The organism is Bacillus sp. PK3-037 (assembly GCF_054161355.1).
This window is the reverse complement of sequence record NZ_CP096408.1, coordinates 1,805,724-1,826,674: the sequence shown is the minus strand read 5'-3', so window position 1 is coordinate 1,826,674 and position 20,951 is coordinate 1,805,724. Positions and strand designations below refer to the sequence as shown.

The following is a 20,951-nucleotide window of genomic DNA, read 5'->3' as shown; positions in this document are numbered from 1 at the left end:
TGTTTTCCACCTCAATCAGCATAAAAAGTTTCGTATTCCGCGTGGGCTTCTATGCACTGCTCGGCCCGTTTGCGGTCATCATCGGATTGAAAACTGATCCTTAAAATCCCGTTAATATCTTCTCTCGTTTCAATAATGCGGATATTCGTTATACTGATGCGTTCCGCAGCAAGTATAGCCGTTATCTCGGAAATCACACCAGGATGATCCGGCACGTCTACGTATAAATCATAAAATGCCGGTATTGCGCCCTTCTGGCGGAGAGGCAGTCCGTCACGGTAGTCCTTTGCCGTTTTAAAATAATTGAATAGTTTTTCCGCATCTCCATGCTCTACATATGTCCGGATCGTTTCAATCTCACGAGTCCACTCATCAAAACGATCTAAAATCTTATCTTTATTATGTAACAGAATATCACGCCACATTGCAGGACTGCTTGATGCAATCCGGGTAATATCCCGAAAACCGCCGGCAGCAAACCGCTTCACAAGCGGATAAAGCTCTTCCGAGTGATGGGTCTGATGCACAAGACTGGCTGCAACTATATGCGGAAAATGACTGATCACGCTTGTTACGCCATCATGCTCTTCAGGCGACATTTCTACAAATTGGGCATTCGTCCCTTGCAGCAAATGTTTTAACTGATCGACCGCTTCTCTGTCCGTTTTACGGCCTGGGGTTAAAATATAAAACGCATTTTCAAACAGAAATTCCTTTGCAGCGGCAACTCCTGATTTATGCGAGCCCGCCATCGGATGCCCTCCGACAAATTGGTAGCCGGCAGGCAGCACTTGATCGGCGTAATGAACCACTTTTTGCTTTGTGCTTCCTACGTCAGTAATCAAAAGCGGATGCTTAATTTCTGAATGGGCCAGTTCTTCAAGCATAAGCAGCGTTTGCGCAACAGGAGTGGCGATAATAACGGTTTCAGCTTTTTTCGCGCCGTCAATAAACGAATCAGCACTCTCGTCTATCACACCTAATTTTAAGGCAGCCACCACCTGCTCATCTGAGATATCGACCCCAATAATGCGTTTTTCCGGATGTTTTTTTTTGATGGCTAACGCAATAGAACCGCCTATCAATCCGAGACCGGCGAGCAATATTGTATCTTTGATTTGATTCATTCGTCATCACCTGGTTCATAGACTAAAGAGGTGATACTGATCACCTCTTATAAAATTTCAGCTAAAGTTGCGAGAATTTCCTCGTTTTGCTCTTTCGTGCCGATCGTAATCCTGAGTGAAGTCGGGAACCCTAATGCATTTCCTGATCGGACAATATAACCTTTTTGCAGCAATGCCTGAAACAACTCATCAGACGGGCGGTTAAAGTCTATTAAAACAAAGTTTGTCTGTGAAGGGTAGCACTTTAATCCGTGTGTTTCCGCAAAATCATAATACTGCTGAAGGCCTGCTTGATTTTTCTCGATACAAGAAGCGATAAATTCTTGATCGTCAAGGGCTGCAATCGCTGCAGCCTGGCCAAGACGGCTGGTGTTAAACGGCTCTCTTGCCGGCTCTATCTGGCGGATCAATTTTTCGTCAGCAATACCGTATCCGACTCTAAGCGCCGCCAGACCGTATGCCTTTGAAAACGTGCGCAATATCATCAGATTGGAATACGTATTCAAAAGCGGTATGCTTTCCGGGTAATCCTCAGCTGTTACATATTCATAATATGCTTCATCAAGAACAACGAGGACACGAGAAGGAACACACTTCAGAAATGAAGTCAATTCTCCTTCAGCTGTATAAGTGCCAGTCGGGTTGTTCGGGCTGCAAATCCAAACGACTTGAGTCTGTTCGTCAATCGCTTCAAGCATCGCGTCTAAATCATGAGAGCCGTCAGAACGAAGGGCAATTTCACGAACTTCAGCGCCTTCAATCACCGCATTATGCTTATATTGCGGAAAAGTCGGTGCTGCTGCAATCGTGTTTGTTTTGTCGTTTAAAAAAGCCCGGCATATAATTTGGATGATTTCATCTGAACCATTGCCGAAAATCAGTGATGTTTCGCTCACATTGAGGTGCTCACTGAGCCTTGTCCGCAAAGCTGCGCTATATCCATCGGGATAAAGCGCAAGCTGTTGAATTTCATGATGAAGCGCCTCTTTTGCAGCTTCCGAACAGCCGTACGGATTTTCGTTTGATGCAAGCTTCACGACTTTATCCAAGCCATATTCTGCTTTTACTTCTTCAATCGGTTTACCCGGCTGATAAGGCTTCAGTTGTTTTAAATGTTCTTTGATACGCAAATCCAGTCACCTCATTTTAAACTGTACAAACCGCCAAACGTCTTCGCGTAATCTTCAAACTCCTGCACTGCACGATCTCTCGTCTCAGTGCTGATGAGCCGATCCTTTAATTCTTCCATCTTTTTGACGAGCGCACTTCCCACTACGACACCGTCACAGATTTCATTCATCTTGACCACCTGCTCGCGGCTGGAAATACCAAACCCTACAGCAACCGGCACAGAACTGAGATTCTTCACTGTCCGGATAAATGGATAAGCTGATGAATTGAACTCATTTCGGACACCGGTCACACCTAACGAAGATACACAGTAGACAAAGCCCTCGGCTTGTTCAATAATCATTTTCAAACGGCTTTCGCTTGTCGGTGCAACTAAAGAAATATACGTTACCTCATGGGTTTTGCATTCCGCTTGAAGGATGGCGCTCTCTTCTAAAGGCAGATCCGGAACAAGCAGGCCGTCTATATGATTTTCCCGCAGTAAAGCGAAAAAGTATTCTTTGTTCAATTGTAACACAGGATTATAATACGTAAAGAGGATAATGGGAATATTGACGCCATTTTTTTTCATTTCTCCGCCTAATTCAATCGCTTTTACAATATTCATCCCGTTCTCAAGCGCCCGTTTTGAAGCCCGCTGAATCACCGGACCGTCTGCCAGCGGATCTGAATATGCTACACCAATCTCAAGTGCCGTGGCACCCGCTTTTTGAAGAGACTTAGCCAGTTCGATTGATACTTCCGGCAACGGATCACCCGCTGTAATAAACGGGATAAACAACTTTCCCGACTGCTGCAGGTCTGCTTTAAACATGCGCTTTCACCTCATCTTCCAATACGTTCATTAATGTATTGACATCCTTATCTCCTCTTCCTGATAAACAGACGAGGATAGTTTGATCCCGCCCCATCTCTTTTGCGATTTTAAATGCCTTCGCTAATGCATGAGCAGATTCGATCGCTGGTAAAATCCCTTCTTTTTCTGACAATAGTTTTAATGCGTCTACTGCTTCTTCGTCAGTTATGCTATCGTATGTGACACGGCCGCTTTTATGCAAATAGGCGTGCTCCGGACCAATTCCCGGATAGTCAAGTCCTGCTGAAATTGAATAAGGCTCAATAATTTGACCGTACTGGTCTTGAATGAGGTAAGTGAGCGAACCGTGAATCACACCGACAGTTCCCTTCGTAATGGTAGCGGCATGAAACGGGGTATCAATTCCTTTTCCTGCCGCTTCAGCACCGATCAGTTCAACATCTTCGTCTAAAAATGCCTGAAACATGCCTATCGCATTACTTCCGCCGCCTACACAGGCAACGACTTTATCCGGCAGTGTTCCCTCAATGTCTTTCAGCTGATCCTTCGCTTCCTCTCCAATCATTTTTTGAAATTCCCGGACAATTTGCGGGTAAGGGTGCGGTCCGACAACCGATCCAATCATGTAAAAATGATCCTCACAATGCTGAACCCAATAACGGATAGCCTCATTTGTCGCATCCTTCAGTGTCCCGTTTCCGCTTGTGACCGGCACAACCTCTGCTCCAAGAAGCTTCATTCGGAATACGTTCAGAGACTGGCGGGCGACATCCTCTTCCCCCATAAATACAATGCAGGAAAAACCAAACTTTGCAGCAACTGTGGCGGCGGCTACTCCATGCTGTCCGGCACCTGTTTCTGCAATGATTTTCGTTTTGCCCATTTTTTTTGCAAGCAATGCCTGGCCTAAAGCATTGTTGATTTTATGGGAACCTGTATGGTTTAAATCTTCTCTTTTCAAATAAATTTTAGCGCCGCCTAAATGTTCTGTGACTCGATCGGCATATGTTAATGCGGTCGGCCTGCCGGAATATTCAGCTAACAGCTTATGATATTCTCCCCTAAAAACAGGATCATCCTTTATTCCCTTAAATGCTGTTTCAATTTCTTCTAACGGCTGCATAAGAGTTTCCGGAACAAATTTCCCGCCAAAATCGCCGTATCTGCCTATTTCATTCGGATATGGATACATATCGGTTCATCCTTTCTTCTAAGAGCCTAATCAGTTTGTCATCTTTTTGTCCGTTTTTTTCTATTCCGCTGGCAAGATCGACTCCGCCCGGTTTCCATTTCAATAAGTCTGCGATTGTGTCGGCATTCACACCGCCTGCGATGAAACACCGTTTCCCCGTTTGTTCAGCTTTCTGCTGATATTCAGGCACACACTCCCAAGCAAAAGCCACTCCAGTCCCGCCTCTTGCCCCTTTTACAGATGAATCAATCACAAAACCGTCTACAGAACCGTTAAAGCGGTCCAAGTCCTGAATTGCTGTGCTGTTATGATGGAGCGCCTTCCATATTTCACAATTTGTCAGCAGACGGAGGACTTCAGCATCCTTTGGTGTCTCATCACCATGAAGCTGGATGACGTCAAGCTGCAAATCGCCTGCTATACGGGCAATCGTTTCCAGCGATTCATTCACAAAAACGCCTGCAATCTGTTTTTCGGTGTGAACTTGGCTCTGCCACTTTTTCACATCTGCAGGAGATACTTTTCGTTTACTGTCAGCAAAAATAAAACCCAGATAATCTGCCTGTGAATCCGCTGCAAGCCGCAGGTCCTGCAGTGACCGTATACCGCAATACTTTAATGACGGTTTTTTCACAACCTCACTCCCCATACAAAGCATGGATTGCTTTTTGCTGTGAATGCTGTCTCATCAATGACTCTCCGATGAGAACAGCTCGTGCTCCATGTTCTTTGACAAATGTTAAATGTTCTAAAGAACCAATGCCGCTTTCACTGACAAGCAAGCATTCTTTCGGAACTAGGGATGCAATCTGTTTCGTCTGTTCGAGCGAAGTTTCAAACGTTTTTAAGTTTCGATTATTAATACCGAGAATATCAGGGGTGAATACCTTTACTATTTGTTCAAGCGTCGTTTGATCATGAACCTCAACTAACACGTCCATTTCCTTTTCCCCAGCTTCGAGGTACAACTCGTGAAGCTGTACGGGATCAAGTACCTCTCCGATTAACAATATGGCATCAGCTCCAATTCTCTTTGATTCCTCTACTTGAATAGAATCAATAATAAAATCTTTTCTCAGCACCGGAATCGAAACAGTACGCTTTACGTCTGATAAATAACTGTTTTTCCCTTGGAAAAACGGAAAGTCAGTTAAAACAGAAAGCGCGTCTGCCTGCGCAGTTTCATAGTCTTTTGCAATCTGCTCCGGAACAAACTCTTCTTTAATGAGTCCTTTTGACGGCGACGCTTTTTTGACTTCGGCAATCAATCCGATAAAACGGTTCGGGTTAGCCAGCGCCTCTTTAAAAGACCGTTTTTCAAAAGGCTGTTCTTCTGGCAGGGTGAGAGTTTTGACTTCTTCTTTTTTTTGATTGATTATGTTTTCAAGCATAGATCTCTCCCTCTTTCTGTTTCAGTCTATAGAGCTGCGCTGCGGCACCTCCGCTTGCAATCGTTTCTAACGCAAGCTCCGTTCCTTCTTTCAGTGTTTCGGCAATACCCGCCGTGTATATCGCAGCGCCGGCATTAAAGGCTGTAATATATAAAGCTGATTGGCTGCTTTTATTTTCAAAAATATTCTGAATCAGATGAGCGCTTTCTGTCGGTGACTGCACCTGTATATCTTCAAGTCTGCCATTTTTGAAGCCGAAGTCTTCGGGTGAAACAGTATATTCCCGGCGCTCTCCATCCTTTATTTCAATCACATCGGTCGGTGATGTAACCGAAAGCTCATCTAAACCGTCACGGCTTGCTGCGAATAGTACATGCTTCGGCTGGAACATTTCAAGTGCGCTTGCCATCAATCCCGCTTTTTCAGCAGAATAGACACCGATCACCTGACGCTTCGCCTGCAAAGGATTGCTGAGCGGTCCGAGCAGATTAAAAATCGTTCTAAATCCGAGCTCTTTTCTTGTGCCCGCTACATGTTTCATGGACGAATGATAAAGCGGTGCAAAGAGAAATCCCATATTATTTGTTTCAATGCTGATTTTGACTTCTTCAGGTGTGGTTTGGATTGGTATCCCAAGCTCTTCTAGAACATCTGCGCTTCCGCTTTTAGAAGATACGGAGCGATTGCCGTGCTTTGCAATTTTAGCTCCTGCTGCTGAAGCAACGATTGCCGATGCCGTTGAAATGTTAAAGGTAGAGATGCCGTCACCGCCTGTACCGCATGTGTCAACAACATCATGAAGTCCGTCTACCGTAAGGGCATGTGTCCGCATGGCCTTCACAAAGCCCGCCAGCTCTTCTGCAGTTTCGCCCCGATGAGCCAGGATTGACAATATGCCGCCCATTTCAGAAGGAGTCATTTCTGCTGTCATCATCATATTCATAAGCGCTTCCGCTTCAACGGCAGTAAGTGTCTTTCCATCAACGCACGTTTGCAGAAATTGGTTCATCGGCTTCATCCCCCTTGCTACGAAACATGTCTTCAGCAATATGAATGGTTTTCAGCAGTGCGCCCGCTTTGTTGCAGCTTTCTTCATATTCGGCTTCCGGCACAGAATCAGCAACAATACCTGCTCCAGCCTGTATCGATGCAACACCGTTTTTTACGCTCATGGTCCGAATCGTAATACAGGAGTCGATATTCCCGTCAAATCCGATGTAGGCGATGCAGCCGCCGTATGTCTCTCTCGGTGTCGGCTCTAGTTCATTTAAAAGCTGCATGGCGCGGATTTTTGGGGCCCCGGTTAAAGTTCCCGCAGGAAAAGCCGACATTAGCGCATCAACAGGGTGAACTCCCTCTTTCAACCTCCCTGTGACGACTGAAATGATGTGCATAACATGTGAAAATGAGACGATCTTTGTGAACTCCGGCACAGCAACCGATCCATACTCAGCCACTCTGCCGATATCGTTTCGAGCTAGATCAACGAGCATATAATGCTCCGCTTTTTCTTTTTCATCTTTCATCAGCTCAATTTTGAGTTTTTCATCTTCCTCTTTGTCTGCGCCTCTTTTTCTTGTTCCGGCAATCGGATGGATTTCCAAATGCCCGTCTTGAACGTGGATTAACCGTTCCGGAGAGCTGCCGACAATCTCTCTGTCCGGGAGTTTTATATAATACATATACGGCGAAGGATTGACGATTCGCAGCACTCTGTACAATTCAAATGAATCTGCTGTTATCGGAATCTCAAATTTTTGTGACAGGACACCTTGAAAGATGTCGCCTGCTTTTATATATTCTTTGATCTTTTCTACATCTGCCATAAACGCTGATTTTTCGTAATTTGAAGATACTGTATCGAAACCAGGTGTCTTATATGACTCAGATGAAAGAAACAGTTCTTTTATGTTTTTTTGATCCATCAACTTATCAATGAGGCCTTGGAGCTCTTGGTGATTTTTATTGAACACAGCAATTTTTTCAGCTTCAGTTTCTTGTCCATTCAATCTAGCATACTGAATAAAGTGGACGTTTTTTGTTTCATGGTCATAAGCAATTAATGTGCTGCAAACAAACAGCATACACTTTTCAAATTCCGTTTCCTTTTTGTGGCGGGGAACAGAAGGTTCAATCATCGGGATCATATCATAGCTTAAATACCCGACAGCTCCGCCTACAAAGGGAATGGCAAGCTCTGGCGTTTTGATTTTGTATGCTGCATTCATCCAATCCAGAACCTCTTTTAATTCTTTTCCATTGTAAAGGGATCGGTCATTCTCATCTTGAGCAGTAAAATCATTTTGCTGTTCTTTGATCGTGAGAAATGGCTGAAGGCCGATGAACGAATACCTGGACCAAGTTGATGTGTCATCCTTGCTTTCAAGAAGGTAAGTGATCTTCCTGTCCAGCTGCTCGATCATTTGGATAGGTGTCAGTGTGTCAACTGTGAATGTCTCCACAATCGGTATGGTGCGGTAGGACATACTGTCCTCTAAAAATGCAGAAATGTTTGATTGGAAATTCATCTGCTCTCACTCCTTTTGGCAAGGAGAATGAGAAGAAGGCATGAGAGGGAAAATCAAGATATAACAAAATAAACCCAAAAGAAAGGCTTCTTTTGGGTAGAATAAACATACATGTCTCAGCTCAACTACACTCATTCTCTGCTACCCTATTCTCTAACTCAACTCATTCACTAAGCTTTATACACACTCTTGTGTATTTCTAAGCTGTTCTAATCGTATTACAATTCATTATTTTTTGTCAATGATAAATCGGGTCTTAATACAACCGCTTTTTCTAAATAGACATGTCTGATTTGATTCTGAGGAACATCAGTCTGAACAGTCATCATGACCCTTATGCATTTTTTCAGCCCGCCTGTAACATCCATTTCCTGCATACATGTTACCGGCACATACTGCCAGCCAGAAAGCTCACGGACAGCTTTTGCCGGGAAAACAGAGTGCAGGTCAGGTGTCGCCGATAGAAGCATTTGAACAACATCTTCCGGCTTTGTTTTGTTTTCTTCTATCATTTTTTCTAACAGCTGTTTGGTTTTTTGTAAAATTTCTTCTTCAGTGTCCGTTTCGACTGTCGTTGCTCCGCGAATTCCACGAATCATCATGATGTCTCCTCCATTCGCCATTTGTTCAGCCAGCTCTCAAGTTCATCTCTTGAAAACGTATGGTCGGCGACTTTTCCTAATTCTTTGAGAACGATGAATTGAATCATACCGCCGCGGGTTTTTTTATCATTCATCATACGGTCTAAAAGCACGGAAGTTGCCGTTTCTTTTTTAATGCGGCTTGGATAGCCCAGGTTCTTAAGCCAGCTGACTAATCGATTTCTGTCCATTTCACAGCCGGCTTCCTGTTCACTTATATATAAAGCAAACTGCATACCGAGTGCTACCGCATCACCGTGAGTGATCTGTCCGTAGCCATACTCCGCCTCAATTGCGTGGCCGAGTGTATGCCCAAAGTTAAGATAGGCTCTGATTCCTTCTTCCTTTTCATCCTGCTGAACGACAGACGCTTTAATCGAAATGCCTTTAAAAATCATGTCATTCAGCTGCCCGCTGGTGATATCGTTCAGTGAGTGAATGTCCAGCAGGTCTTTCAGGAATTCTCTGTCATAAATAAAAGCATGCTTAATCACTTCTGCCATCCCGGACCGAAGCTCTTTTTCCGGTAGGGAACGGAGAAAGTCCGTATCGTAAAGCACGGCTTTGGGCTGATAAAATGCGCCGATCAGATTTTTTCCAAGCGGATGATTCACCGCTACTTTTCCTCCGACCGCGCTGTCATGCGCCAAAAGCGTTGTAGGCATTTGAATGAAATCAATGCCGCGCATAAAAGTGGCAGCCACAAATCCAGCAAGATCTCCTACAACACCGCCTCCAAAAGCGATGATGCATGAGGAGCGATCCATATGAAATCGAATCGCTTCACTCTGCAGCTTCGTGTACATATCCATTGATTTCGCCTGCTCTCCGCTCGGCACCGTCACTTTTTTCACAGGCCATTTTTCTTCCAGCAGGTGAAGCATTTCATCACCGTAGAGGCGATCCACTTCTTCATCGGTAACAAGCATAATGCGTGTTAATGGCCTGTTTAGCGAGGTTAATAGTTCACAAGCCTTTTTTCTGATTTCTTGTCCGATAAATACAGGATACGAAGAGGAAGCGGTTTGAACATGCAGTGTTTTCATTAAAATTCCCTCGACAGTTTTCTCATATTCTCCACGTTTTCTTTAATGCGGTCAATTTGGTCTAAGCCGAATTGTTCAACAACAGCATTCGCAATTTCCCATGCAACAGCAGCTTCCGCCACTACACTTGCCGCTGGCACTGCGCAGCTGTCTGAACGTTCAATGCTGGCAGAAAACGGTTCTTTCGTTTCGATATCCACACTTTTCAGCGGTTTATATAATGTCGGAATCGGCTTCATGACTCCGCGGACAACGATTGGCATTCCTGTCGTCATGCCGCCTTCCAATCCGCCAAGTCTGTTCGTAGCACGCGTATATCCTTTTTCTTCGTCCCAAATGATCTCGTCATGAACCTCGCTTCCGTTTCTTCCGGCCGCTTCAAAACCGATGCCGAATTCCACACCTTTAAATGCATTAATAGACAGTACTGCCGCAGCAAGCTTGCTGTCCAGTTTACGGTCATAATGAACGTAGCTGCCCACGCCCACCGGCATCCCTTCAACAATCACTTCCACAATTCCGCCGATGGAATCTCCGTTTGCCTTCGCTTCGTCAATGGCATCCATCATTTTTTTGCCTGCTTCTTCATCGTAGCATCTGACCGGAGACTCTTCAGTCACACGCTTCAAGTCATCAATTGAAGTATAATCCGTTTTTTCCGCCTTAACTGCCCCGATCTGTAATACGTGTCCCGCTACCTTAATGCCAAGCTCAGAAAGGATCTTTTTAGCGACAGCGCCTGCCGCCACTCTTACGGTCGTTTCACGCGCTGAAGAGCGCTCAAGCACATTTCTCATATCGCGGTGGTTATATTTAATCGCACCGTTTAAATCTGCGTGTCCCGGTCTTGGTCTGGAGATTTGGCGTTTCATTTCCTTTTCTTCTTCCTCAGTAATCGGAGCCGCACCCATAATTTTAGTCCAGTGTTTCCAATCGTTATTTTCTACGACAAGTGCGATTGGTGAACCGAGAGTGCGGGCATGGCGCACCCCGCTCATAATTTTCGCCTGGTCCTTTTCGATCTGCATGCGGCGCCCGCGGCCATGGCCTTTCTGGCGTCTGCCAAGCTCAAAGTTGATATCTTCCTCAGTTATGTAAAGCCCCGCAGGCACACCTTCAATAATGGTTGTCAATTGGGGGCCGTGTGATTCACCGGCTGTTAAATATCTCATGACTTCTTCTCCCTTCATCGCATTAACGCTTTTAAGTAAGACTACTATAACATATTTTTCAGCAAAAAGTCAGTCTATCTTTTTTGATAAAAGAATGTATCCGCGGGAGAAAGGCCGAATTTCTCCGGATTGAAGATCTGTTCTGTGCTGCCGACAAAGAGAACCCCATTCTTTTTTAAGCTATGCGCCATTTTTAAGTACAGCTCTTCCTTTGCGTTTTCAGTAAAATAAATAAAAACATTGCGGCACACAATCAAATCAAAGTCTTGCTCGTAGCGATCCGCAAGCAGATTATGTTTTTGAAACCTAATGTTCTTCTTTATGTCCTGTTTCACTTCATAGCTCTTATCAGCGTTTTGAGTAAAATAACGATCCTTCACAGAAGACGGCACTTCTTGCAAAGACCGCTCCTGATACACGCCTTTTTTCGCTTTTTCCAATGCTTTATCATCTATATCAGTCGCCAAAATCTGATAGCCTGGGAGCCCTTTCTGCTGGTCTAAAATCATTGCGAGCGTATAAGGCTCCTCCCCTGTAGAGCATGCCGCGCTCCATATTTTTAAAGGCTTTGAATGTTTGATTAAAGGCAAAATAGCTGTTTCAAGAACTTCCCATCTTTTATAATTTCGATAAAATTCTGAAACATTAATCGTCATTCTGTCCAATGTTTCATTTAAAAGCGCCTGATCCTTTTCTAATGCGACTGCAAAATCCTTAAAGCTTTGAAAACCTTTTTTCTCATATAGGGATGTCAGCCTTCTCTTCATTTGCGCTTCTTTGTATAAAGTTAAATCAACTCCAGTTAATTGTTTCCATTTGGTTGTAAATACGCTGTATGTATCCATCTCTTCTCTCCCAGTCTCGCTGTCTTTTGTCCTAGTATAGCCTGTTTTATCAGGAAATTGTATTGTTTCAAATAAAAAAATCAGCTTTTCAGCTGATTTCAGATGATTGGTAAAGACAGTGGTAGATCCCCTGTCGTTTAGCCATTATTCAAATCAATGTAAACCTTTACAAAAAAGCCGAAACCGGCGGAGTGCAGATACCGGTTCTTCTCTCGGCTTTTTCAGCAATGATTAATAGATCCAGCCTGTCATGAGTTGTTGATATGATACTAACTCTTCATCCTTAAAGAAAATATTAATCTCACGCTCAGCGCTTTCCAGAGAATCAGAGCCGTGGATAATATTTTTTCCGACAAACATGCCGAAATCCCCGCGAATGGTGCCTGGCAATGCTTCTTTAGGGTTTGTTTTTCCAATCAGCTGCCTGGTCACTTCAACGACATTTTCGCCTTCCCACACCATCGCAAAAACTGGTCCGGAAGTAATAAACTCAACAAGTTCTCCAAAGAAAGGCTTCCCTTGATGTTCGGAATAGTGTTTCTCGGCCATTTGTTCAGTTACTCTCATCAGCTTTGCGCCAGCTAATTGTAAGCCCTTACGTTCGAATCTAGATAAAATTTCTCCGATCAGCTGCCGTTGGACACCGTCCGGTTTCACCATGATAAAAGTCTTTTCCATCACATTCTCCACCCCATCATATGTATGTATAGGCTTTCACATTGCACACCGAAATCGTAACATCTTTCAGATAATTAATCAATCCGGGGCGGAGAAATTTCTTAATATCTACAAAAAATTAAAATTTTCTTTTACCGATATATTTTGCGATGGCTGCAAGAGAAGAACGCGCACGCCCTCTCGGGAGCGTGTTAAGTTTTTGGAAAGCTTTTTGCAGATACATCTCGCTCACTGCCATCGATGCTTCAATTGCATCTGTCTTTTTGATTTCTTCAATAATGGGCGCAAGCTGTTCTTGTGTCGTCTCGCTGTTAATTAATTTAAGCTGATTCTTTAAAGCTGGATTTTTTAATGCATATAGGACAGGCAATGTAACATTTCCTTGAAGCAAATCGCCTCCAACCGGTTTACCCAGTTCTTCTTCAGTTGAAGTAAAATCAAGAATATCATCAATGATTTGATAAGACATGCCGACATAATATCCAAACCAGTAGAGCGCCTTATGAATCTTCTCTTCAGCTCCGGACGCAATAGCCCCCAGCTGACAGCTGACAGCGATAAGAAGCGCCGTTTTTCTCTTTATGCGCCGCAGATACGTTCTGAGATTCTGTTCCATATTGTATTTGTCTTTGATTTGTTCAATCTCTCCAAGACACACTTCAACAATGGTCTGTGACAAAATCCGATGCGCTTTCGGTTCATTAATTCTCGTCATCATTTCAAGAGATCCGGCAAGCATATAATCTCCTGTATACATCGCAATTCGGTTATCCCATTTGGCTTTGATCGTCGGCTTTCCCCGGCGAAGCTCCGCATCGTCAATGACATCATCATGAACCAACGATGCCATATGAATCATTTCCAGAGTGACAGCGACATATTTAATCTTATTGATATCGTAATCGCCAAACATGCCGGAAAGCAGAACGAAGACAGGCCGAATCCGTTTGCCTCCTGCCTGCAATAGATGAAGACCCGCCTCGCTCAAAAGCGGATAATCGGAGCGTACGGTTTGTTCAAGCTCCCTTTCAATTACATCAATATCGTCATTTAAAAAAGAGTAGGCCATTTTAAATTTCATATCATTCACCCAAACATCTGTGTTTTCATTTCCATCCGATATGCGTGGCAGCGACTCCGCCAGTAAACGAATGATATTTGACATTTTTCAGACCCGCCTCTTCAAACAGGCCTGCCAGTTCCTTCATACCAGGAAATTCTCTGGCTGACTCTTGGAGCCACGAGTATTCTTTATAGCTTTTCGCAAACAGTTTCCCGAAAAACGGCATAATATACTTAAAATACATAAAGTAGGCCTGTCTGAATCCGAACATTTCAGGCTGTGAGGTTTCCAGGCATACCACTTGGCCGCCAGGCTTCACCACACGTCTCATTTCTTTCAGTACGGTCAAATAATCAGGCACATTACGCAGTCCGAAGCCAATTGTTACAAAATCAAATGTATTATCATCAAAAGGGAGCTCCATTGCATTTCCGTGCAGCAGTTCGATTTGACTGAAACCGCCGTCTTTTACTTTCTGTTTGCCGACGCTCAGCATGTTTTCGCTGAAATCCAAACCCTTTATCTCACCGGTTTTACCGGCTGCTTTTGCAAGAGCGATCGTCCAGTCAGCTGTTCCGCAGCAAACATCAAGAGCTTTGGCACCTTCTTTTACACCCATGATGCGCATCGTTTTATCACGCCATTTTTTGTGCTGCTGAAAACTGATGACAGAGTTCATTTGGTCGTAGTTTTTATATATTTTTTCAAATACTCCGTGTACCCGCTGTTCTTTTGAGTCCTGCATAATGGTTACCCTTCTTCCACTTTCTGATGATAAGTTTGATCTTGGCTGATTGTCTTCAGGCGGTTTAATAAAATTTGCTGAATAGGTGAGCTTAGAGGCAGAAGTGACTCAATGCTGTTCTTTGCTTTCTTAAAACACTCTTCCAGCATCTCTTCTTTTGTTTTCCCCAGCTGTATAACACTGCCGATCACATCTAAAAATGTATCATTTCCGGTCATAAGCCGCTTATATACAAAAAAATCACTCGATAGCTTCTTCCAGCGCGGGAGATTGAAATGTTCAGACACCCGATGGAATAGAGCTGATTCAACGATGCCGACACTTTCGAAAAAATGGTGTTCGTCCTTTACAGATCGGTCATACAGACGAATTTTATGTTCATTGATTTCTTTAATTGCTGTAGCGAGCGTTCTAATCATGTAGATATCCTTCATTTCAGATAGTAATGAATAGTACAGTCCGCTGAAATAATCGCCTGCAAGAACAGTCAATTGGCGGTTCTTGTTTTCGTCTCGTTTTATGACTCTGGCTGTCGTTACTTCATCATGGGTATCAAGGGCGCTTTGTACAAGCATCGCTGTTACAATATAATTTTCTCTGTCATTGTTTTTTATGTCGGCTTCCTCAAATAATGCATGAAAAAGAAGAAGCTTATCCTCATCGATCTTAGGCGCAGAAATATGCTTCGCTAAATAAGGATGAGACAGCTTTTGTTTTATTTTCGTGTTCAGATTGGCTAAAGTTCCGTAGATGTCTTGCAAAAATATCACCCTTGTCCCCAAATTCACATTTATTTCTAAATCATATGTATGAGTTTTATTTTGTCATAAGATTACGCAGGTATCATTATAGCATAAAAAAAACAAATTGGCTGTATCCTCCCGCTGTTTGCGAGCATTGCTTTAAAACAGCGGGGACAGCCAGCTTATTTTTTTTCGCTTTTCATTTCTCCGTATGCGGTTTGAATGAGCGCCTCTCCTCTGACTTTAATGGCAGAAGTATGCTCTGTAAACTGAGCAATGATGACTTCTCCCTTGTCGAGTTTTTCGGAATGGTGAAACTTTGTGTCCGTTCCCCTTGTCAGGCCGATCACATTCACTCCATCCTCAATTGCTTTAATGATGACAAAATCGCTTGAATGCTTTTCGTTCATTTATAGCACCCTCTATCTTTATTAGTCCTGGCGTTTAATATGTTCCAATACTTCTGAACGTGCAGCAGCATCATCTTTGAAAATGCCTCTGACAGCTGAAGTGACTGTTTTGGCGCCCGGCTTTCTTACGCCACGCATTGTCATGCACATATGCTCTGCTTCAACAACAATCATTACGCCATGCGGATCAAGCGTTTCTACGATGCTTTCTGCAATTGTAGAAGTGATGCGCTCCTGAAGCTGCGGACGCTTTGCAACTGCCTCAACGGCACGCGCCAATTTGCTGAGCCCTGTGACTTTTCCGCCCCGCGGTATATATGCAACATGTGCTTTTCCGTAAAAAGGAACAAGGTGATGCTCACACATAGAATGAAACGCGATATCTTTTACAAGAACAAGCTCCTCATGGTCCTCACCGAAGATAGTCTGGAAATGTTCTTTTGGATCTTCATTCAAGCCGGAGAATACTTCGGCATACATCTTTGCGACTCGTTTCGGAGTATCAAGAAGCCCTTCTCTGTTTGGGTCCTCTCCGATCGCTTCTAAAATTTGACGAACAGCTTGTTCGATTTGTTCTTTATTAACTTCTTTCATGTTCTGTGTCCTCCACCAATGAATACATTTAATTTCGATTCTAGCACACATGCCCCGCTAAAAGCAAAGTGAATGCACACGCTCCTAAAAAAATGAAAAGCCCCTTAAGAAGGGGCTTTTCTGTGAAGAAATAAAGTGTATGTAATCTAGATGCATACACGATCTATATTCACAATTATTTTCCGGCAACTGCGTCTTTAAGCGCTTTACCTGGTTTGAAAGCAGGTACTTTGCTTGCTGGAATTTCGATTTCTTCACCTGTTTGAGGATTGCGTCCTTTACGTGCAGAACGTTCACGCACCTCGAAGTTACCAAAACCGATCAGTTGAATTTTATCACCGTTTTTAAGTGCATCTAAGATCGTATCAAAAACAGAGTCAACTGCTTTTGTCGCGTCTTTTTTAGACAATTCGCTTGCTTCCGCAACCGCATTGATAAGTTCTGTTTTGTTCATGCCTTTCACCTCCTCCCAAAAGGAATAAGCTCAGTTCGTTTATTATCATTTCTTCACAGTTCAGTCTGATTCTAAACCTGCCTGAGAAAAAAATCAGACAAGCAAGAGAAAGACAATTAAACGGCTTTTAAGAAAAACTGCACTCCAAGGAATGTTTGTCCATCAGAGTGAAGAATTTCTGTATGTAGAGTAACACATATAAAAAGCCATATCAAGCATTTTAAAGCGTCAATCCCTTGCTCGTCAAGGATTTACCGTGATTTATCGAACAAATATTCCTTTTTTTCCTTTTTTCATCCTATTCCTTGATCCTTTTCCAATATTAAGAGCAAAGAAAAAAGACCTCCTATTCTATAAAGAGGTCTCCCCGCATTACAGGATAATGGCGATTAAGCCGCCTGATCCTTCGTTTATGATTCTTTCTAATGTTTCTTTTAATTTATACCGTGCATTTTCAGGCATCAGTGACAGCTTTGCCTGAATCCCTTCTCTCACGATAGAGCTGAGCGATCTTCCAAAAATGTCAGAGTTCCAAATTGAAAGCGGATCATCCTCAAAGTCCTGCATTAAGTAACGCACCAGTTCCTCGCTTTGTTTTTCAGTTCCGATAATCGGCGCAAATTCGCTTTCGACATCCACTTTGATCATATGGATTGACGGTGCGACAGCTTTCAATCTTACGCCGAATCGTGAGCCTTGCCGTATAATTTCCGGCTCATCCAGACTCATGTCAGTTAAAGCAGGCGCTGCAATGCCGTATCCCGTCTGTTTAACCATTTTTAAGGCATCGGACACCTGGTCATATTCCGTTTTCGCATGGGCAAAATCCTGCATCAGCTCAAGCAGGTGGTCTCTGCCCCTGATTTCAACGCCTACCACTTCTTTTAGGATTTGATCATATAAATGGTCGGGCGCATACAAATCAATTTCTGCAACCCCTTGGCCGAGCTCAATCCCGGCTAATCCGGCACTTTCAATAAACTCAAACTCGCTGAATTGACCGACAACCCTGTCGACATCACGGAGCCGTTTAATATCCTTAACAGTTTCCTTCACTGATTCCTGATAGCTCTCGCGCAGCCAATGGTTTTCTTTCAGCACCATGACCCAGCTTGGGAGATTTACATTTACTTCAAGCACTGGAAACTCATAAAGAGCCTCTCTGAGAACATTCAGTACATCGTTTTCCCGCATACTTTCTACGCTCATTGCCAAAACAGGGATATCGTATTTCTCGCTTAAATCCTGGCGCATCGCCTCTGTCTCCGGGTGATACGGTTTTACTGAGTTAATGACCATAATAAAGGGTTTTCCGACTTCTTTCAGCTCTTCAATGACTCTTTCTTCCGCCTCTATATAGTCACTTCTGGCGATATCGCCAATCGTGCCGTCTGTCGTAATAACCACTCCGATGGTCGAATGTTCTTGAATCACCTTCCGCGTTCCGATTTCAGCAGCCTCATGAAACGGGATCGGTTCTTCGTACCAAGGTGTATTAATCATCCGCGGGCCGTTTTCATCCTCGTATCCTTTCGCACCCGGCACTGTGTAGCCTACACAATCTACTAATCTTATATTGACATCGAGTCCGTCTGATACATGAACAGACATCGCCTGATTCGGAACAAATTTAGGCTCTGTAGTCATAATCGTTTTTCCGGCTGCGCTTTGAGGCAGTTCATCCTGCGCACGTGCCCGGTCTGCTTCATTACTGATATTCGGGAGCACCACAAGCTCCATAAATTTCTTAATAAACGTGGATTTCCCTGTACGGACAGCACCAACGACTCCTAAGTATATATCGCCTCCTGTTCGTTCAGCGATATCCTTGAAAATATCGACCTTTTCCAAGTGATCCCCTCCCGGACTTCCTATCCTTATCAATTTTATTAACCTTTTTCAATCAAACACAGGACACTATATGTGTATGACGTTGTCCTATTTCAATATGACATCTTTAGAAAATTTTCCATCCTTAATCTATTAAAGTATAAAAAAACCTTTCTCCCTATTTGTATGCAAGGGAGAAAGGTTCATTCCTTTTTTATATCATTTTCTAAAAAAACAGGTTCTTGTTTGTCATTAACGGTATATTTCACTGAAAATACGGGGACAAAAGGCGTCTCTTCCCATATTATGTCCTGTATTTCCGTGCCGGGTTTAAAAGTTTTTTTGCTTTTTTTGAGACAGGAAACGAGCTCTGTCCGATAGTCGGCATAAATTTCTCCGTCTCCGTCAATCATAAGCGGCAGGGAGTTTCCTGAGATAGGGCTTGTGACAGAAAGAGAGTCAGCCTCCCCTAGTTTTTTCCCATCAAGCGTAAACAAGTCACGCGCTAATACATCCTGATATGGCGGATATTTATGTTCTTGGCGGTACATTTGAACGCGTAATTTGATATCACGTATTTTTTCCGCCATCTTTACATCAATCAGTTTAACAGTCGGATTATTCTCTACATCGACAAGCACGTATTGATAGTCTCCGCCGCTTTCATATGCCGTGCTTGGAGGTTCAGCCATATATCTCGGCGCTAAACGGTTAAAATCTATCGGATATTTTTGATAAAGCGGTGTTGACATATCTTTTGTTTGAATTGGAAGCAGTCCTCCGTTTGCCTTTTGAAATTCATCAACGGCTGATTGAACCAGCTTTAATTGGTCTTGATATGGAGTGGCTTGTACACTGCTTTTCCGCTCATGCGGATATAAACATCCAGATAAGAAAATCACTGCTACAAAAATCATAGCGCACTTCAGTTTACCCATACAGCACTTCCTTTTACAGCTTTATTCATTAACAGGGCCGCTGAATACCACCACAAATACAATAATTCCTGAAATCAATACACACATGTAAGCAAACGACGAAACCGCAATCTTCAGAAAACGGCTTCGGCATTTAAAACGGCTTAAATAGATGCATGCTACGGCCAGAAACATCAGCCCCATGGAACCAAGGGCAAACCACATTTTGATCAATGCCAGACTCAAATGACCCGCGCCCCCTCCGCCATTTGTTTTGTAAGCGTTACATTTTATTTTAATATACAGCGCTTGAAAAGATCAACCAGATTTTCCATCCTTTGATAGAATAAAAAAACTGAAGCAAAGAGGGGGACTTTGCTTCAGTCAAATTGACTATATTCACCTACGTTTAAGAAACACTCTCTTGGACTTCGATGCTATAGTATGCGACTTTGCATACAGATGCATCCTCTCTTGCCTAAATCGGCAAAATGTTTCAGGAGATCCCAAGGCTTGGGTATTCTTCTGTGTTTCGGGCTTTCGTGCAATTAGAATATGCGGATTTCTATTCCGTTGACACTTTTATTTAACTTGGTTATCAAATGTATTCACCAAGTCCTCCATCTCATGGGTTTTCCCTCTCGCCATTAAGGATTCAACAGCGGTTTCTACCTTTTGTCCATTAAACAGAACTTGATGAAGGGCTTCTGTAATCGGCATTTGCACCTGATATTTTTCTGAAAGCTGGTAAGCCGCTTTTGTCGTGCGCACTCCCTCAACGACCATTCCCATTTCTTCGAGAACGTCCTCAAGCTTGTACCCTTTTCCGAGTAAATTGCCGGCACGCCAGTTTCTGGAGTGAACACTTGTGCACGTAACAATCAGGTCTCCGACACCTGTCAATCCGGAAAACGTTAGCGGATTCCCGCCCATTTTTGTGCCGAGTCTCGCAATTTCAGCAAGCCCCCGCGTAATCAAAGCAGCTTTGGCATTATCGCCGTATCCTAAGCCGTCTGTGATGCCAGCAGCAAGGGCGATAATATTTTTCAGAGCGCCTCCGATTTCTACACCGATAATGTCAGGATTTGTGTACACCCGAAAATTGTGGTTTATAAACAGATCCTGCACCTCTTCTGCAGCCTGCATGCTCTTTGAAGAGGAAGTGACGGTTGTCGGATGCCGGAGTCCTACTTCTTCAGCATGGCTCGGCCCGGAGAGCACGACAATGTCCTTTCTGACATCACTCGGGAGCTCAATTTCCATAATTTCAGAAATGCGCAGGAGCGAATCCGGCTCTATCCCCTTACTCACATGAACAAAAACTGCTTTTTTCGTCATAAAAGGCACTGCCTGTCTCAACACTTCCCGAATCGCTTTGGTCGGAACAGCAACTATGATGAAATCTGCGTCTGACACAGCTTCTTTCATATTGGTTGTCCCTTTCATAGTTGTAGGCAGCTTAACATTTGGCAAATAGTCTTTATTCTCGTGCAGCTCATTGATTTGATGTATTAACTCTGCACGGTGAGCCCAGACGCATACTTCATTTCCGTTATCGGTTAAAACCAAAGCCAGCGCGGTTCCCCAGCTCCCTGCTCCAAGCATTGTTACTTTTTTCATTTTGATT

Annotated in this window: 23 protein-coding genes; all 23 read right to left on the bottom strand. The window is 43.6% G+C overall.

Going from position 1 to position 20,951, the window contains the following annotated elements:
• Nucleotides 1-11: 11 nt before the first annotated feature.
• The 23 genes from M1D69_RS09545 to M1D69_RS09435 all read right to left on the bottom strand — a co-directional run bounded on the left by M1D69_RS09545 (nt 12) and on the right by M1D69_RS09435 (nt 20,944).
• Nucleotides 12-1,127, bottom strand: coding sequence for a prephenate dehydrogenase (locus M1D69_RS09545; protein ID WP_458103911.1), 1,116 nt, complete (start codon nt 1,125-1,127; stop codon nt 12-14).
• Nucleotides 1,128-1,174: 47 nt separating this feature from the next.
• Nucleotides 1,175-2,257 carry a histidinol-phosphate transaminase gene (hisC, locus tag M1D69_RS09540; RefSeq protein ID WP_458103912.1) on the bottom strand — a complete coding sequence of 361 codons (1,083 nt, stop codon included), beginning with the start codon at nt 2,255-2,257 and terminating at the stop codon, nt 1,175-1,177.
• An 11-nt stretch (nt 2,258-2,268) separates the two neighbouring features.
• Nucleotides 2,269-3,072 (bottom strand): tryptophan synthase subunit alpha, encoded by an 804-nt coding sequence (gene trpA, locus M1D69_RS09535; protein ID WP_458103913.1) that lies wholly within the window; start codon nt 3,070-3,072, stop codon nt 2,269-2,271.
• Complete coding sequence (gene trpB, locus M1D69_RS09530; RefSeq protein WP_458103914.1) at nt 3,065-4,267, bottom strand: tryptophan synthase subunit beta; 1,203 nt, start codon at nt 4,265-4,267, stop codon at nt 3,065-3,067. Before trpB ends, trpA begins: the two co-directional genes overlap by 8 nt.
• The gene (locus M1D69_RS09525) at nt 4,248-4,901 is read right to left on the bottom strand and encodes a phosphoribosylanthranilate isomerase (protein WP_458103915.1); all 654 of its coding nucleotides are present in this window, start codon (nt 4,899-4,901) and stop codon (nt 4,248-4,250) included. The genes trpB and M1D69_RS09525 overlap by 20 nt, the downstream gene beginning before the upstream one ends.
• A gap of 4 nt (nt 4,902-4,905) precedes the next feature.
• Nucleotides 4,906-5,658, bottom strand: a complete 753-nt coding sequence (trpC, locus tag M1D69_RS09520; RefSeq protein ID WP_458103916.1) for an indole-3-glycerol phosphate synthase TrpC — start codon at nt 5,656-5,658, stop codon at nt 4,906-4,908.
• Entirely contained in the window at nt 5,651-6,667 is a 1,017-nt protein-coding gene (gene trpD, locus M1D69_RS09515) for an anthranilate phosphoribosyltransferase (protein WP_458103917.1), read from the bottom strand. The genes trpC and trpD overlap by 8 nt, the downstream gene beginning before the upstream one ends.
• Complete coding sequence (gene trpE, locus M1D69_RS09510) at nt 6,639-8,186, bottom strand: anthranilate synthase component I (protein ID WP_458103918.1); 1,548 nt, start codon at nt 8,184-8,186, stop codon at nt 6,639-6,641. The genes trpD and trpE overlap by 29 nt, the downstream gene beginning before the upstream one ends.
• 218 nt (nt 8,187-8,404) lie before the next feature.
• Nucleotides 8,405-8,788, bottom strand: coding sequence for a chorismate mutase (gene aroH / locus M1D69_RS09505; RefSeq protein WP_458103919.1), 384 nt, complete (start codon nt 8,786-8,788; stop codon nt 8,405-8,407).
• A complete protein-coding gene (aroB, locus tag M1D69_RS09500) occupies nt 8,785-9,873 on the bottom strand; it encodes a 3-dehydroquinate synthase (protein WP_458103920.1) in 1,089 nt (362 codons plus the stop codon). The genes aroH and aroB overlap by 4 nt, the downstream gene beginning before the upstream one ends.
• A complete protein-coding gene (aroC, locus tag M1D69_RS09495) occupies nt 9,873-11,045 on the bottom strand; it encodes a chorismate synthase (RefSeq protein WP_458103921.1) in 1,173 nt (390 codons plus the stop codon). Before aroC ends, aroB begins: the two co-directional genes overlap by 1 nt.
• A 74-nt stretch (nt 11,046-11,119) precedes the next feature.
• The gene (cheR, locus tag M1D69_RS09490) at nt 11,120-11,890 is read right to left on the bottom strand and encodes a protein-glutamate O-methyltransferase CheR (RefSeq protein WP_458103922.1); all 771 of its coding nucleotides are present in this window, start codon (nt 11,888-11,890) and stop codon (nt 11,120-11,122) included.
• Between the two features lie 231 nt (nt 11,891-12,121).
• Nucleotides 12,122-12,571, bottom strand: coding sequence for a nucleoside-diphosphate kinase (gene ndk, locus M1D69_RS09485; RefSeq protein ID WP_458103923.1), 450 nt, complete (start codon nt 12,569-12,571; stop codon nt 12,122-12,124).
• Nucleotides 12,572-12,686: 115 nt separating this feature from the next.
• A complete protein-coding gene (gene hepT / locus M1D69_RS09480) occupies nt 12,687-13,649 on the bottom strand; it encodes a heptaprenyl diphosphate synthase component II (protein ID WP_024121868.1) in 963 nt (320 codons plus the stop codon).
• 25 nt (nt 13,650-13,674) lie between these two features.
• On the bottom strand, nt 13,675-14,376 hold the full coding sequence (gene menG / locus M1D69_RS09475; protein ID WP_024121869.1) for a demethylmenaquinone methyltransferase: 702 nt from the start codon (nt 14,374-14,376) through the stop codon (nt 13,675-13,677).
• A 5-nt stretch (nt 14,377-14,381) separates the two neighbouring features.
• A complete protein-coding gene (hepS, locus tag M1D69_RS09470) occupies nt 14,382-15,137 on the bottom strand; it encodes a heptaprenyl diphosphate synthase component 1 (RefSeq protein ID WP_024121870.1) in 756 nt (251 codons plus the stop codon).
• A 164-nt stretch (nt 15,138-15,301) separates the two neighbouring features.
• Complete coding sequence (gene mtrB / locus M1D69_RS09465) at nt 15,302-15,529, bottom strand: trp RNA-binding attenuation protein MtrB (protein WP_277852196.1); 228 nt, start codon at nt 15,527-15,529, stop codon at nt 15,302-15,304.
• Nucleotides 15,530-15,550: 21 nt separating this feature from the next.
• Nucleotides 15,551-16,123, bottom strand: a complete 573-nt coding sequence (gene folE, locus M1D69_RS09460) for a GTP cyclohydrolase I FolE (protein ID WP_458103924.1) — start codon at nt 16,121-16,123, stop codon at nt 15,551-15,553.
• Nucleotides 16,124-16,298: 175 nt separating this feature from the next.
• Nucleotides 16,299-16,577 carry a non-specific DNA-binding protein Hbs gene (gene hbs, locus M1D69_RS09455; protein ID WP_003153447.1) on the bottom strand — a complete coding sequence of 93 codons (279 nt, stop codon included), beginning with the start codon at nt 16,575-16,577 and terminating at the stop codon, nt 16,299-16,301.
• Between the two features lie 372 nt (nt 16,578-16,949).
• A complete protein-coding gene (gene spoIVA / locus M1D69_RS09450) occupies nt 16,950-18,428 on the bottom strand; it encodes a stage IV sporulation protein A (protein WP_010334746.1) in 1,479 nt (492 codons plus the stop codon).
• A 182-nt stretch (nt 18,429-18,610) separates the two neighbouring features.
• Nucleotides 18,611-19,345 (bottom strand): hypothetical protein, encoded by a 735-nt coding sequence (locus M1D69_RS09445; RefSeq protein ID WP_458103925.1) that lies wholly within the window; start codon nt 19,343-19,345, stop codon nt 18,611-18,613.
• A 21-nt stretch (nt 19,346-19,366) separates the two neighbouring features.
• Nucleotides 19,367-19,570, bottom strand: coding sequence for a DUF2768 domain-containing protein (locus tag M1D69_RS09440; RefSeq protein WP_458103926.1), 204 nt, complete (start codon nt 19,568-19,570; stop codon nt 19,367-19,369).
• Between the two features lie 336 nt (nt 19,571-19,906).
• A complete protein-coding gene (locus M1D69_RS09435; RefSeq protein WP_458103927.1) occupies nt 19,907-20,944 on the bottom strand; it encodes an NAD(P)H-dependent glycerol-3-phosphate dehydrogenase in 1,038 nt (345 codons plus the stop codon).
• Nucleotides 20,945-20,951: the final 7 nt, after the last annotated feature.

What these genes read in the sequence shown, in the direction of transcription:
- M1D69_RS09545 (WP_458103911.1), bottom strand. Translation starts at nt 1,127, where the DNA reads ATGAATCAAATCAAAGATACAATATTGCTCGCCGGTCTCGGATTGATA.
- trpA (WP_458103913.1), bottom strand. Translation starts at nt 3,072, where the DNA reads ATGTTTAAAGCAGACCTGCAGCAGTCGGGAAAGTTGTTTATCCCGTTT.
- trpB (WP_458103914.1), bottom strand. Translation starts at nt 4,267, where the DNA reads ATGTATCCATATCCGAATGAAATAGGCAGATACGGCGATTTTGGCGGG.
- trpC (WP_458103916.1), bottom strand. Translation starts at nt 5,658, where the DNA reads ATGCTTGAAAACATAATCAATCAAAAAAAAGAAGAAGTCAAAACTCTC.
- trpD (WP_458103917.1), bottom strand. Translation starts at nt 6,667, where the DNA reads ATGAACCAATTTCTGCAAACGTGCGTTGATGGAAAGACACTTACTGCC.
- trpE (WP_458103918.1), bottom strand. Translation starts at nt 8,186, where the DNA reads ATGAATTTCCAATCAAACATTTCTGCATTTTTAGAGGACAGTATGTCC.
- aroH (WP_458103919.1), bottom strand. Translation starts at nt 8,788, where the DNA reads ATGATGATTCGTGGAATTCGCGGAGCAACGACAGTCGAAACGGACACT.
- aroB (WP_458103920.1), bottom strand. Translation starts at nt 9,873, where the DNA reads ATGAAAACACTGCATGTTCAAACCGCTTCCTCTTCGTATCCTGTATTT.
- aroC (WP_458103921.1), bottom strand. Translation starts at nt 11,045, where the DNA reads ATGAGATATTTAACAGCCGGTGAATCACACGGCCCCCAATTGACAACC.
- cheR (WP_458103922.1), bottom strand. Translation starts at nt 11,890, where the DNA reads ATGGATACATACAGCGTATTTACAACCAAATGGAAACAATTAACTGGA.
- hepT (WP_024121868.1), bottom strand. Translation starts at nt 13,649, where the DNA reads ATGAAATTTAAAATGGCCTACTCTTTTTTAAATGACGATATTGATGTA.
- menG (WP_024121869.1), bottom strand. Translation starts at nt 14,376, where the DNA reads ATGCAGGACTCAAAAGAACAGCGGGTACACGGAGTATTTGAAAAAATA.
- mtrB (WP_277852196.1), bottom strand. Translation starts at nt 15,529, where the DNA reads ATGAACGAAAAGCATTCAAGCGATTTTGTCATCATTAAAGCAATTGAG.
- folE (WP_458103924.1), bottom strand. Translation starts at nt 16,123, where the DNA reads ATGAAAGAAGTTAATAAAGAACAAATCGAACAAGCTGTTCGTCAAATT.
- hbs (WP_003153447.1), bottom strand. Translation starts at nt 16,577, where the DNA reads ATGAACAAAACAGAACTTATCAATGCGGTTGCGGAAGCAAGCGAATTG.
- M1D69_RS09445 (WP_458103925.1), bottom strand. Translation starts at nt 19,345, where the DNA reads ATGGGTAAACTGAAGTGCGCTATGATTTTTGTAGCAGTGATTTTCTTA.
- M1D69_RS09435 (WP_458103927.1), bottom strand. Translation starts at nt 20,944, where the DNA reads ATGAAAAAAGTAACAATGCTTGGAGCAGGGAGCTGGGGAACCGCGCTG.